General features: G+C 75.3%; 13 protein-coding genes. 6 read left to right on the forward strand and 7 right to left on the reverse strand.

Annotation, left to right across the window (positions count from 1 at the left end; all coding sequences use genetic code 11):
• Positions 1-27: 27 nt before the first annotated feature.
• Positions 28-1128: a pyridoxal-phosphate-dependent aminotransferase family protein gene (locus tag C1708_RS25200; RefSeq protein WP_106414822.1), complete on the reverse strand. Its 1101-nt coding sequence runs from the start codon at positions 1126-1128 to the stop codon at positions 28-30.
• Between the two features lie 105 nt (positions 1129-1233).
• Between C1708_RS25200 and C1708_RS25205 the strand changes: the two genes are divergently transcribed.
• The 5 genes from C1708_RS25205 (at position 1234) to C1708_RS25225 (ending at position 5956) form a co-directional block, all read left to right on the forward strand.
• Complete coding sequence (locus C1708_RS25205; RefSeq protein WP_106414823.1) at positions 1234-2085, forward strand: ABC transporter substrate-binding protein; 852 nt, start codon at positions 1234-1236, stop codon at positions 2083-2085.
• Positions 2086-2089: 4 nt separating this feature from the next.
• Positions 2090-2926, forward strand: a complete 837-nt coding sequence (locus C1708_RS25210; protein ID WP_106414824.1) for an amino acid ABC transporter permease — start codon at positions 2090-2092, stop codon at positions 2924-2926.
• A complete protein-coding gene (locus C1708_RS25215) occupies positions 2923-3714 on the forward strand; it encodes an amino acid ABC transporter ATP-binding protein (RefSeq protein WP_106414825.1) in 792 nt (263 codons plus the stop codon). The genes C1708_RS25210 and C1708_RS25215 overlap by 4 nt, the downstream gene beginning before the upstream one ends.
• A gap of 21 nt (positions 3715-3735) precedes the next feature.
• Positions 3736-4827 (forward strand): amidohydrolase family protein, encoded by a 1092-nt coding sequence (locus C1708_RS25220; RefSeq protein WP_106414826.1) that lies wholly within the window; start codon positions 3736-3738, stop codon positions 4825-4827.
• Positions 4828-4981: 154 nt separating this feature from the next.
• Complete coding sequence (locus tag C1708_RS25225) at positions 4982-5956, forward strand: SCO1860 family LAETG-anchored protein (RefSeq protein WP_106414827.1); 975 nt, start codon at positions 4982-4984, stop codon at positions 5954-5956.
• A gap of 125 nt (positions 5957-6081) precedes the next feature.
• On the opposite strand, the gene cobC is transcribed toward C1708_RS25225, so the two are convergent.
• From cobC to cobM, 6 genes are read right to left on the reverse strand one after another with little or no spacing between them, the layout of a single operon-like run.
• On the reverse strand, positions 6082-7143 hold the full coding sequence (gene cobC, locus C1708_RS25230) for an Rv2231c family histidinol phosphate aminotransferase CobC (protein WP_106414828.1): 1062 nt from the start codon (positions 7141-7143) through the stop codon (positions 6082-6084).
• Entirely contained in the window at positions 7133-8044 is a 912-nt protein-coding gene (locus tag C1708_RS25235; protein ID WP_106414829.1) for a sirohydrochlorin chelatase, read from the reverse strand. The genes cobC and C1708_RS25235 overlap by 11 nt, the downstream gene beginning before the upstream one ends.
• Positions 8041-8628: a precorrin-8X methylmutase gene (locus C1708_RS25240; protein ID WP_106414830.1), complete on the reverse strand. Its 588-nt coding sequence runs from the start codon at positions 8626-8628 to the stop codon at positions 8041-8043. The genes C1708_RS25235 and C1708_RS25240 overlap by 4 nt, the downstream gene beginning before the upstream one ends.
• Positions 8625-10307: a precorrin-3B C(17)-methyltransferase gene (gene cobJ / locus C1708_RS25245; RefSeq protein ID WP_106414831.1), complete on the reverse strand. Its 1683-nt coding sequence runs from the start codon at positions 10305-10307 to the stop codon at positions 8625-8627. Before cobJ ends, C1708_RS25240 begins: the two co-directional genes overlap by 4 nt.
• Complete coding sequence (gene cbiE / locus C1708_RS25250) at positions 10304-11539, reverse strand: precorrin-6y C5,15-methyltransferase (decarboxylating) subunit CbiE (protein ID WP_106414832.1); 1236 nt, start codon at positions 11537-11539, stop codon at positions 10304-10306. The genes cobJ and cbiE overlap by 4 nt, the downstream gene beginning before the upstream one ends.
• Positions 11536-12354: a precorrin-4 C(11)-methyltransferase gene (cobM, locus tag C1708_RS25255; protein WP_106414833.1), complete on the reverse strand. Its 819-nt coding sequence runs from the start codon at positions 12352-12354 to the stop codon at positions 11536-11538. Before cobM ends, cbiE begins: the two co-directional genes overlap by 4 nt.
• A gap of 96 nt (positions 12355-12450) precedes the next feature.
• On the opposite strand from cobM, the gene C1708_RS25260 reads away from it, so the two are divergent.
• A complete protein-coding gene (locus C1708_RS25260) occupies positions 12451-13218 on the forward strand; it encodes a ZIP family metal transporter (RefSeq protein ID WP_106414834.1) in 768 nt (255 codons plus the stop codon).
• The last annotated feature ends 3 nt before the right edge of the window (positions 13219-13221 follow it).

Below are 13221 nucleotides of genomic sequence, written 5' to 3' on the forward strand. Positions count from 1 at the left end.
CACTCTCCCCGCCGGCCACGGCTCCGCCTACCGCCAGGCCCGTTCCGCCGCCGTGAGGGCCGCGGGCAGGTCGACGGACAGCCCCGCGTCCGCCAGGGCCGTCGCCACGGCGGTGAGGCAGGCGCGGACCGTGTGCCGGGTCGCGTCGGGGCCGTAGTGGTTGACGCGGATCATCTCGCGCGACAGGGCGCCGCCGCCCGCCGCGAGGGGGAGGTCCGGATCGGCGGCCAGGGCGCGGGCGACCAGGTCCGAGGCGGTGACGCCGGAGGGCGCCCGCAGGGTCGTCGCGACGGGCGCCGCGTCCCCCGCGTCGTGGACGTACGGCGCGATCCCGCCGCCGAGCGCCAGCGCGCCCGCCCGGGCCGCGGCGGCCGCCGCGGCGTGCCGCGCCATCACCGTCTCCAGGCCCTCCGCCTCGATCCGCTCCACGCACGCCTCCAGCGCGAGCATCTCCAGCTGCGCCGGGGCGTGCAGCAGGGCCTTGCGGCCGCCGTCGATCCACCGCTCCTTCCAGTCGAGGAGGGAGAGGTAGGAGCGGCGCGGGGCGTTCGGGTTCGCCGCCATCCGGGCCCAGGCCCGCTCGCTCACCGAGACCGCCGAGACCCCGGCGGGCCCGCCCATCGCCTTCTGCGCCCCGATGACGCAGAGGTCCACGCCCCACGCGTCCGGCAGCACCGGCTCCGCGCCCACCGAGGCGACCGCGTCCAGGTAGAACAGCGCGCCGTGCTCCCGGACCACCTCGCCGATCGCGGCGACCGGGTTGGTGTTGCCGGTGGCCGCCTCGGCGTGCACCAGCGACACGAAGTCGATCTCCGGGTGCTCCGCGAAGGCTTCCCGCACCTGCTCGGCGGTCACCGCCGTGTGGAACGGCACCGTCAGGTCGACGACGGTGGCGCCGCAGTCCCGCAGCCAGTCGCCGAAGGTCTGCCCGTAGGGGCCGGTGATGACGTTCAGCGCGGTCGTCCCGGGCCCGGCCGCCGCACGGATCGCGCCCTCCAGCGGCAGCAGCGCCTCGCCCTGGGTGATCACCACGTCCTGCCCGGTGCCCAGCAGCCGTGCCACCCGGTCCTCGATCGAGGCGAAGCGCGCGGCGCTCAGCGGGGGCAGGTCGAGGAGGAGGTTCGTCACGGCTGTGCTCTCTTTGCTCATGCTTCACGGCAGCGCGGGTAGGTACGACGACGTCGAGGGTAAACCTTCGGCGGACGGTTCCGTTCCCCCCGACAGGAGGCCTCCGTGAAGACGCTTCTCGGCCGCAGGACCCGGGTCCTGGCCGCCACCACCGCGACGGCCGGGATGATCCTCCTCGCCGCCTGCACCTCCACCGACGACGGGGGCGGCGGCTCCACGACCGCGGCCGGCGGGGTCGAGCTCGTCAAGGCGGGGCAGCTCACCACCTGCACGCACCTGCCGTACCCGCCGTTCCAGTCGGAGATCGACGGCGAGGTGCAGGGCTTCGACGTGGCCCTGATCGACCTGGTCGCCGACGACCTCGGGGTGAAGCAGCAGATCCTCGACACGCCGTTCGAGAACTTCAAGACCGGCGCCTTCCTCAACTCGGGCGAGTGCGACCTGGCCGCGGCCGGGATGACCATCACCGAGGAGCGGAAGAAGAACGTCGACTTCTCCGACCCGTACTTCAACGCCACTCAGGCCCTCCTCGTCGACAAGGACAGCGGCGTCGGCTCCCTCGCCGACGTCAAGGCGGGGAACGTCAAGCTGGGCGCCCAGGCGCAGACCACCGGGGAGGACCACGTGAAGGGCGAGGGCTTCGACCCGGTGTCCTTCGAGTCCTCCGACGCCGTCCTCAACGGCCTGCGCACCGGCCAGGTCGAGGCCGTCGTCATCGACTACCCCGTCGTCCAGGGCTGGCTGAAGGACGAGGCCAACGCCGACGCCTTCACGGTCGCCGAGCAGATCGACACCGGCGAGCAGTACGGCTTCACCGTGAAGAAGGGCAACACCGCCCTGCGCGAGGCCGTGAACAAGGCCCTCGCGGACGCCAAGGCCGACGGCACCTACAAGAAGCTGTACGAGCGGTGGATCGGCCCGTACGACGAGTCCGCCGCCTCCCCGGCCGCGTCCTGACCCCATGGCCGACACGGAGAAGACGCCCGTCCCGCCCAGGCGGAAGGGCCTGACCCGGCGCCAGAAGCGCGGCATCTCGCGCGGCATCCAGTACGCCGTGTTCGTCGCGGCCGTGATCGCCTTCGGGGTCACGGCCGACTGGGGCCGGCTGCAGAACCAGTTCGCGCAGATCGACATCGCCGAGCGGATGTTCCCCGAGATCATCACGCTGGCGCTGAAGAACACCGTGCTCTACACGGTGACCGGCTTCGGCGTCGGGCTCGCGCTCGGCATGGTGATCGCCCTGATGCGGCTGTCGTCCGTCGGCCCCTACCGCTGGCTGGCCGGCGTCTACATCGAGATCTTCCGCGGCCTGCCCGCCCTGCTGATCTTCATCTTCATCGGCGTCGCCGTCCCGCTCGCCTTCCCCGGCACGGAGATCATCGGCGGGACGTACGGCAAGGTCGCCCTCGCGCTCGGCCTGGTCGCCGCCGCCTACATGGCGGAGACGATCCGGGCCGGCATCCAGGCCGTGCCCAAGGGGCAGATGGAGGCGGCCCGCTCGCTGGGCTTCTCGCCCGGCCGCGCCATGGTGTCGATCATCATCCCGCAGGCCTTCCGGATCATCCTGCCGCCGCTCACCAACGAGCTGGTCCTGCTGTTCAAGGACTCCTCGCTGGTGCTGTTCCTCGGCGTCACCCTGGAGGAGCGCGAACTGTCCAAGTACGGCCGCGACCTGGCCAGCCAGACCGCCAACTCCACGCCCATCCTGGTGGCCGGCCTGTGCTACCTGCTGATCACCATCCCGCTCGGCTTCGTCGTGCGCCGCATGGAGGCCAAGGCCCAGGAGGCCGTCCGGTGAGCCGCCCCGAGATCCGCGTCAGCGGCCTGCACAAGTCGTTCGGCGACAACCACGTGCTGCGCGGCATCGACCTGGAGATCGGCCAGGGCGACGTCGTCTGCGTCATCGGTCCGTCCGGGTCCGGCAAGTCCACCCTGCTGCGCTGCGTGAACCTCCTGGAGGAGCCCAGCGAGGGCCAGGTGTTCGTCGGCGGCATCGAGCTGACCGACCCGGACGTCGACATCGACGCCGTACGCCGCCGCATCGGCATGGTGTTCCAGCAGTTCAACCTGTTCCCGCACCTGACCGTGACGGAGAACCTCACGCTGCCGCAGCGCCGGGTGCTCGGGCGCGGCAAGGCACAGGCCGCGAAGGTCGCCGCCGAGAACCTGCGGCGCGTGGGCCTCGCGGAGAAGGCGGACGCCTACCCGTCCTCCCTCTCCGGCGGCCAGCAGCAGCGCGTCGCCATCGCCCGCGCCCTCGCCATGGGCCCCGAGGTGATGCTGTTCGACGAGCCGACCTCCGCGCTCGACCCCGAACTGGTCGGCGACGTCCTCGCGGTGATGCGGATGCTCGCCGACGAGGGCATGACGATGATGGTCGTCACCCACGAGATGACCTTCGCCCGCGAGGTCGCCGACCGGGTGGTCTTCATGGACGGCGGCGTGATCGTCGAGGACGGCAGCCCCGAGCGGGTCATCGGCGCGCCGCGGCACGAGCGCACCCGCCACTTCCTCTCCCGGCTGCTCGACCCCGCCATGGCGGAGGTCGAGGAGGAGACCCCGGACCAGGCGGGGAGGTCCGGCTGACGCACAACTAGGGTGCGCTCCATGAGCGAACGCGCGGTGCTGCACGTGAAGGGACGGATCCTCGTCGGCCCGGACGAGGTCCGCGACGAACTCTGGGTGGTCGACGGGCGCATCTCCTACGACCGTCCCGCCGGGGCCCGTGACATCCGGACCGTCGACGGCTGGGTGCTGCCCGGACTGGTCGACGCCCACTGCCACGTGGGCCTCGACCGGCACGGCGCCGTCCCCGAGGACGTCGCGGAGAAGCAGGCCCTCACCGACCGGGACGCCGGCGCGCTGCTGCTGCGCGACGCCGGCTCGCCGTCCGACACCCGCTGGACCGACGAGCGCGAGGACCTCCCGAAGATCATCCGGGCGGGCCGGCACATCGCCCGCACCCGCCGCTACATCCGGAACTACGCCTGGGAGGTCGAGCCCGACGACCTCGCGGCGTACGTCGCCCAGGAGGCCCGGCGCGGCGACGGGTGGGTCAAACTGGTCGGCGACTGGATCGACCGCGACCTGGGCGACCTGTCGGCCTGCTGGCCGCGGGGCGCCGTCGAGGCGGCGATCGCCGAGGCGCACCGGCTCGGCGCCCGCGTCACCGCCCACTGCTTCGCCGAGGACTCCCTGCGCGACCTGGTCGAGGCCGGCATCGACTGCGTCGAGCACGCCACCGGTCTGACCGACGAGACGATCCCGCTGTTCGCCGAGCGGGGCGTGGCGATCGTCCCCACCCTGGTCAACATCGCCACGTTCCCCGCGCTCGCCGACGGCGGCGAGGCCAAGTTCCCGCGCTGGTCCGCCCACATGCGCCGGCTGCACGAGCGCCGCTACGACACCGTGCGCTCGGCGTACGACGCCGGCATCCCCGTCTTCGTCGGCACCGACGCCGGCGGCGCCCTCCCGCACGGGCTCGCCGCCGAGGAGGTGGCGGAGCTCGCCAGGGCGGGCCTCCCGCCCGTCGAGGCCCTCGCGGCCGGCACCTGGAAGGCCAGGGCGTGGCTCGGCCGTCCCGGTCTCGAGGAGGGCGCCCCGGCCGACCTGGTGGTCTACGACGCCGACCCGCGCGCGGACCTCCGGGTGCTCACCGATCCGCGCCGGGTGGTGCTGAACGGGCGCGTCGTCGCGTAGGACGCGCCCGCCGGTGGGGCCCCGGAGGGTGACGGCGGGGAACAGCCGTACCCCGTAAATCGAAAACGCTCTCCGGTCTTCCTCGAAGGGGTGAAGAGCCGCCGGATCGCTGACGGGGCGGCGAGGGCGCGGACATTCTTTCCGGGTCCCAGCAATGTCCCATGGGGGTCCCACCACCTTGTACACCATCAACGTCCGTACGCCTGCCCGCCGTTGGTCCGCAGCCGCCGTGGCCTGCGCGCTCGCCGCGGGACCCGTCGTCCTCGCCGGTGCGGGGCCGTCGTACGCCACCGAGGGCCACGGCAGCGCGAGCGCCGCCGTCCTGCGCACCGGCCTCGACGTGTCCCTGCTCAACAAGTCGGTGCGGGTCCCGCTCACCGTCTCCCTCAACGAGGTGCGGGCGCCGCAGAGCGCGCGGAAGACGTCCCTCACCGCCACCCTCGACGGCGTGAACGGCGGCAGGCCGTTCAGCGTGCTGCGCGCCGAGGCGGCCGACGCGACCGCGACCGTCGAGGGGGACAGGGCCGAGGCGTCCGCCACCCTCGCCGACGCCCGCCTGCACGTCCCCGGGCTGCCGCTGCTGTCGCTCGTCGAACTCGAGGCGGTCGGCTCCAAGGCGGTCTGCGAGGCGGGCAGGACCCCGCACGCCTCCGTCACCCTGCCCGCCGCCGTCACCGTCCTCGGCAAGCGGGTCTCCCTGAGCTCCGGCGGCCCGGCGCACGTGGAGGCGCCGGGCGTGGGTTCGGTCCGGCTCGACCTGTCCAGGACGGAGACGACCTCGTCCACGGCCACCGCCGTCGCCCTGAGGCTGGAGGTGTCGGTCGACCCGGGGGAGCTGAACGTGGCCGAGGTGGAGGGGCACCTCACGCTGGCCGAGTCCCGGTGCGAGACGCCGGCGTCGTCCGAGGAGGAGGCCCCGGAGGCCGCCGCCCCCGAGGCTCCCGGGAAGACCGACGGCGCCCCCGCGAAGGAGGAGGCCGCCGTCGGACCCCAGGGCGCCCCCGCGGAGACCAGCCTCGCCGAAACGGGCGGCGACCCGGCGACCCCGTACGTGACGGCCGGCGCGGTCGCGCTGCTCGCGGCGGGCGGCGGAGCGGTGTTCCTGTCCCGGAGGGGCCGCCGCACCTGACCCGGAGCCGCCGGTCACGGAGGGGACGCCCCCGTGACCGGCGCCCCGCTCCGTCCGGAACGCACCGGCCCCTCCGGGACCGTCACCGTCCCGGAGGGGCCGCTCCGGGTCCGCGAAGGCGGCGGTCAGCCGGCCAGCGCCCGGTCCAGCGCGCGCAGGAAGCCCTCCGTCGTCTCCCGGTCCCGTACCGCCAGGCGCAGCCAGTCCTCGTCCAGGCCCGGGAACGTGTCGCCGCGGCGGGCCGCGTAGCCGAGGGCGCGCAAGCGCTCCCGCACCCCCGCCGCGTCCGGCACGCGGAGCAGGACGAAGGGGCCCTCGGCCGGTTCCACCACCCGCAGGCCGCGGGACGCGAACTCCCGCAGACCGGCGACCAGACACGACCGGTCCTCGGCGATGCGCAGGGCCGCCCCGGCCGCCTCCTCGAGGGCGGCCGGGGCCACGCACGCCTCCGCCGCCGCCAGCGCCGGCGTCGACACCGGCCACAGCGGCTGCGCCCGCTCCAGCTCCGTGACGATCTCCGGGGCCGCGAGGACGTACCCGATGCGCAGGCCCGCCAGCCCCCACGTCTTGGTGAGGCTGCGGAGGACGACGAGACCCGGCACGTCCGTCCGCCCGGCCAGGGCCTCCCGCTCACCCGGCACCGCGTCCATGAACGCCTCGTCCACCACGAGCGTGCGCCCCGGCCGGGCCAGCCGGGCCAGCGCCTTCGCCGGGTGCAGCACGGACGTCGGGTTGGTCGGGTTGCCGACCACCACCAGATCCGCGTCCTCCGGGACCGCCGCCGGGTCGAGGCGGAAGCCGTCGGCCTCCCGCAGCAGCACCCGGTCCACCGTGTGCCCGGCGTCCCGAAGCGCCGCCTCCGGCTCGGTGAACTGCGGGTGCACCACCACCGGCCGCGACACCTTCAGCGCCCGCGCCAGCAGCACGAACGCCTCCGCCGCGCCCGCCGTCAGCAGCACCCGCTCCACGGGCAGCCCGTGCCGCGCCGCCACCGCGGCCCGCGCGGCCCGCCCGTCCGGGTAGGCGGCGAGCCCGGAAAGCGACGCCGCTATGCGGTCCCGCAGCCACGCCGGGGGCGTGTCCGCGCGGACGTTGACCGCGAGGTCGACGAGTGTGCCGCCGCCGTCGCGGACCTCGGCGTCACCGTGATGGCGCAGGTCGTGACCGCGGGCCGGCTCAGTGGGCATGGGTGTGCGCGTGGGAATGACCATGCCCGTGATGATGGTGCCCGTCGTCGTCGGGGTGGAAATGCGGCTGCTGCGGCAGCCCCACCTTGTCCTCGAAGCCGGGCAGCGCGATCCGGTACACGCACGTGTCGCAGTTCATCCGCAGATCGCCCTTGACGGCCTCCTCGTACCGCTCCAGGACCAGGTCCAGCAGCTCCGGCTCGGGGCCGATGACGTCCGCCGACCGCACCTCGGTGTCCGGACGCGCCGCCGCCCACTCCTCGGTCTGCGTCCGCACCCGGTCCGGCAGGATCCCGGTGAACAGGAAGTACGGCAGCACGACGATCCGCCGCGCCCCCAGCCGGGCGCAGCGCTCGAGCCCGCTCGGCACGTCCGGCGCGGCCAGCGACACGAACGCGGTCTCCACGCCCGCCCAGCCGCGCCCCTCCCACAGCAGCCGGGCCGCCTTGAACACCTCGGCGTTGGCATCCGGGTCCGTCGACCCGCGCCCCACCAGCAGCACGGTCACCTCGGCGGGGTCCCAGGACGGGTCCACCGCCTCCGCGAGCCGCCGCTCCAGCACCCGCAGCAGCGCCGGGTGCGGGCCCAGCGGACGGCCGTACGTGTACGAGAGGCCGGGGTGGCGTTCCTTCTCGCGGGCCAGCGCGGCCGGGATGTCGCCCTTGGCGTGTCCGGCGGACACCAGCATCAGCGGCACGGCCGCGAACCGCCGCACCCCCCGCTCCACCAGTCCGGCGACGGCCTCGCCGAGCGGCGGCGGGGACAGTTCGATGAAGCCGCCCGCGACGGGCAGGTCGGGCCGGCGGCGGCCCAGCTCCCGCACGAAGGCGCGGAACGCCTCCGCTCCGGCGTCGTCCCGGGTGCCGTGTCCGGCGATGAGCAGGGCGGGCGGGGTGGTCACAGGGTCTCCTCGGTCGGAAGGGGGTGGTACAGCAGGGCGTTGAGCGCGGCGGCGGCGACCGCCGACCCGCCCTTCTCGGACACGTTGCTCACGGCGGGCAGCCCGCTCTCCCGCAGCGCCGCCTTGGACTCGACGGCGCCGACGAACCCGACGGGCAGGCCGACGACGAGCGCGGGGGAGGCGTCCAGGGTCAGCAGCTCCTCCAGCGCGGTGGGGGCGCAGCCGATCACCCACAGGGCGCCGGGACCGACCTCCTCGTAGGCGAGCCGCACGGCGTGCGCGGACCGGGTGAGCCCCGGCCCGGACCGCGCGTCGCGCAGCCGGCACACGGTCTCGCGGCGGGTGATCCCGGCCGCGACCATCTCCACGTCCGCGACGACCGGCGCGCCCGCGTGCAGCGCGGCGTGCGCGCGCACCAGGTCGTCCTCGTCCATGACGAGGTCGCGGGCGTACTCCAGGTCGGCGGAGGAGTGCACGACCCGCTCCACGACCGCGCGGGTCAGCGGCGGGAAGCGCGTGGTGTCGAGGCGGGCGCGCAGCCGCCGGAAGGACTCCTGCTCGATGGGGTGGATCACGCGGTTCACCGGGTCTCCTCCTGCCAGCGGTAGCCGCGCGGGGTGACCATGCGCCCCGCGATCTGCCGGGTCGCCGTGTTGCCCACGGTCACGACCGTCATCATGTCGACCGTCGCCGGGTCCAGCGCGGCCAGTGTGGTCAGCCGCACGGACTCGTCCGCGCGGGACGCGTTGCGCACCACCCCGACGGGGGTGGCGGGCGCGCGGTGCCCGGCGAGGACGGCGAGCGCCTTCGGCAGCTGCCAGTCGCGGCCCCGGCTGCGCGGGTTGTAGAACGTCACCACCAGGTCCGCCTCGGCCGCCGCCCGCACCCGCCGCTCGATGACCTCCCACGGCGTGTGCAGGTCGGACAGGCTGATCGACACATGGTCGTGGCCCAGCGGAGCGCCGAGCAGCGCGCTCGCCGCGAGCGCCGCCGTCACCCCGGGCACGCCGACCACGTCGATGTCGTCGGACGCCTCCGCGAGCGCCGGGGACGCCATCGCGTACACCCCCGCGTCGCCGCTGCCGATCAGCGCGACCGCCTGCCCGCGCCGGGCCTCCGCGACGGCCGTGCGCGCCCGCTCCTCCTCCGCGCCGAGCCCCGACTGCAGCACGCGCGTGCCGGGCCGCAGCAGGTCGCGGATCTGGTCGACGTACTGGTCCAGGCCCACCAGCACGGAGGCGCGCCGCAGTTCGTCGCGCGCCCGCGGGGTGAGCAGGTCCCGCGCGCCGGGCCCGAGCCCGACCACCGCGAGCCGCCCCCGCCCCGGACGCCGTACGACGGCGCAGGTCGCCATGGCCGGGGACCCCGCCGACTTCCGCTTGGGCACGAGGAGTTCACCCCCGCCCACGAGCGCGGCGGCCTCCGCGACCGACGGGGTGCCGACGGCGTCCAGCGGCGCGTCGGACGGGTTCGGCACCTCGACCCGCGCCAGCTCCCCGGCGGGGTGCGTCACCAGCGGCACCCCCAGCCTCCGGGCGGCCTCCACGAGCCCCGGCTCCCCGGCCTTGGCGTCCACGGTGGCCAGCTCGGCCACGGACGCGGCCGACAGCCCCGCCTCCCGCAGGGCGTCCCCGACGAGCCCGAGCACCTCCTCGACGGGGGCGCCCTTCGACGCGCCCACCCCGACGACGAGGCTCGGCGGCCGCAACACGGCCTCCCCGTCGGCGGGTTCGACCAGCCGGTCCGTCACCCGGACCGTGTACGCGCCCTCGTCGGCGACCGGGAGCGGCGGCAGCGGCCAGGCCACCTCCGCGCGCAGCGCCACCGCCTCCCCGTCCAGCAGCGCCCGCGACACGGCGGCGACATCGCCCTCCACCGGCAGGCCCAGCGTGTCGAGTCCGGGCAGGCCCACCGCGTCCGTCGCGGTCGTCACCACCGGCTCCGCGCCCAGCACCTCGCCGACCTGGCGGGCCAGGTCGTTCGCCCCGCCGCCGTGCCCGCCGAGCAGCGACACCGCGAACCGGCCCGCCTCGTCCACGCACACCACGCCCGGATCGTTCGCCTTGCCGTCCAGCAGCGGCGCCACCAGCCGCACCACGGCCCCGGTGGCGAGGAAACACACCAGCCGGTCGCACTCGGCGAACGCGGCCCGTACCGCGTCCGCCACCGGACCGTCGTACACGCGCGTGCGGCCGGGCCAGGCGGCGGCCAGCCGGTCGCGCGCCGCCGCTCCCGCCGCCGTGGCGGAGATGAGGCCGATCACTCGCAGACTCCTTCACTGTGCGCCGGGGGCCGGACGCCCCACAGCAGGAAAACCGGATTGGCGGCCGCCAGCCGGGTCACGTCCCCCGGGAGCGGCGCGAGCCGCGACGACTGCAGCAGCACGCCGTCGCAGACCAGACCGGCGCCGGTCAGCGCCGCACGGGCGGCCGGCACCCGGTCGAGCGCGGCCAGCGCCACGACGACCGCCCGCCGCGCCCGGCGCGCGCACGCGGTGACGACCGCCGGCAGTTCCCGGCCCCCGCCGCCGACGAACACGGCGTCCGGATCGTCGTCCAGCCCGCCCAGCGCCCCGGGCGCCTCCCCGTGCACCACCCGCACGTCGACGCCGTGCGCGGCGGCGTTGGCGCGCACCCGCTCCACGCCGTCCGCGTCGCGTTCCACGGCGACGGCCGCCGCACCGAGCCGCGCGCACTCCACGGCCACCGACCCCGACCCCGCGCCGACGTCCCACACCAGGTCGCCGGGGCGCGGTCCCAGCCGCGCCAGCGCCAGCGCCCGCACCTCGAACTTGGTGATCATCGAGTCCCGGTGCGCGAACTCCGCCTCGGGCAGCGCCCATCCGGCCGGACGCTCCGCGAGCCCCGCGACCGTACGGGCAGGTCCCAGCGCCCGCTCCTCGTCCAGGCACAGCACCACGCTCACCGCGGAACCCCAGTCCCGGCCGGCCGCCTCCTCGGGCGTCACCCGCTCCACCGACTCCCCGGCCGACCCCAGCCCGGACGCGACGACCAGCACCCGTCGCTCCCCGCGCAGCGCCGCCCCCAGCTCGGCGGGTCCCGCGCCGGGCCCGGTCAGCACGGCGGCCTTCGGGTGCGCCCGGCACACGTTGACCGCCGTACGCGGGTCCCGGCCGTGCGCGCTGACCACCACGGCGTCGTCCCACGGCAGCCCGGCCCGCGCGAAGGCGGCCGCGACGGAGGACACCCCGGGCCGCACGTCGAGCCGCTCCGGCCCGAACCGCTCGGCCAGCGCCCGCACGATCCCGAAGAACCCCGGATCACCCGAGGCCAGCACCGCCACGGGCCGCTCCTCGGCCACGTACGCGGCGACGGTGTCGAGGGCGGGCGCCAGCGGCCCCAGCACCACCCGCTCGGCCCCCTCCGGCAGCTCCACGGCGTCCAGGTGCCGCCGCCCGCCGACCACGAGCGCGGCCTCCTCGGGCACCCGGACGCCGGCCGGCCCGCCCGTACCCGTGCCGACCACGGTGATCATGTGCTCGCCCCCCGCTCCCGCAGCTCCCTGCGGGCCCGCGGGTCGGCCTTGCGGAAGCCGTGGAAGTGCCCCGGGTGGTACAGGTGCGAGCGGGTGCCGTGCGCGTCGAGGGCGGGACCGACCAGGAACAGCGTGTGCTTCCACAGCTTGTGCTCCTTGACCGTCTCCTCCAGCGTGCCGATCGTGCACCGCACGACCAGCTCCTCCGGCCAGGTCGCCTGGTACGCCACCACGACCGGCGTGGACGTCGGATAGCCGCCCTCCAGCAGCTCCCGCACCAGCTGCCCGCTGCGCGCCGCCGACAGGAACACCGCCATCGTGGTGCCGTGCCGCGCGAACTCCCGGACCTCCTCACCCGGCGGCATCGGCGTCTTGCCGCCGCCCAGCCGGGTGAGGATCACCGACTGCGCCACCTCCGGGACCGTCAGCTCCCGCCCCGCGAGCGCCGCCACCGCCGAGAACGACGACACGCCCGGCACGATCTCCGTCGGGATGCCCAGCTCCGCGCACCGGTCGAGCTGCTCCTGGGTGCCGCCCCACAGCGCGGGGTCACCCGAGTGGATCCGCGCGACCCTTCGCCCTTCGTCACGGGCCCGCGCGTAGACGGCCACCACGTCCTCCAGCGACATCGTCGCCGAGTCCAGGACCTCGGCGTCCTGGCGCGCGTGCTCCAGGACCTCCGCCTGGACCAGGCTGGCGGCCCAGATCACCACGTCCGCCTCGGCGATGGCCCGCGCGCCGCGGAACGTCAGCAGATCGGCGGCGCCGGGACCGGCCCCGACGAAGGTCACCTTGCCGGTGGGGGCGTCGGTCATGGAAACAGGTCCTTCCCTGCGTGCGGTCGGAAGTAGGGGTGCGGCGAGCGGCTGTCACGCGTGCGCGAGCGGCCGCCGATCGGATACGAAGGGCACATGGCGGTCCTCGTCGCGCTGGGCGCGTTCCTGATGACGCTGGCCGGCGGCTGGTCGGCACACCGTGTGACCGACCGCCGCCACCTGGTGCTGGGCCTGGCCGGCGGACTGATGCTCGGCGTGGTCGGCCTGGAACTCCTCCCGGAGTCCCTGGAGGCCGCCGGCACCGAGGTGTACGGGGTACCGGCGGCGCTGCTCCTCTTCGTCGCCGGCTTCCTGCTGGCCCATCTGGTGGAACGGCTCCTCGCCCACCTCCCCCGGCATCTCGACTCCGCTCGAGCCGGGGGGACCCCCATGGCCGCGCACGGGGCGGCCGAGAACCACGGCCGCACCCCCGAGGTGGGCCTCACCGCGGCGGCGGCGATGGTCGGGCACAGCGCGATGGACGGCGTGGCGATCGGCGCCGCCTTCCAGGTCGGCGGCGGCATGGGCGCCGCCGTCGCGGTCGCCGTGATCGCCCACGACTTCGCGGACGGCTTCAACACGTACACACTCACCCACGCCTACGGCAACGCCCGCCGCCGCGCCCTCGCGATGCTGGGGGCGGACGCCGTGGCGCCGGTCGCGGGCGCCGCCTCCACCCTCTTCTTCACGATCCCGGAGCCGCTGCTCGGCGGCTACCTCGGCCTGTTCGGCGGCGCGCTGCTCTACCTCGCGGCGGCCGAGATCCTGCCCGAGGCGCACCACGCCCACCCGGCCCGCTCCACGCTGGTGTGCACGGTCGCCGGGGTGCTGTTCATCTGGCTGGTCGTGGGCGCCGCCCACTGACCG

It is taken from the genome of Streptomyces sp. DH-12 (assembly GCF_002899455.1).
In the GTDB taxonomy this organism is placed as follows: domain Bacteria; phylum Actinomycetota; class Actinomycetes; order Streptomycetales; family Streptomycetaceae; genus Streptomyces.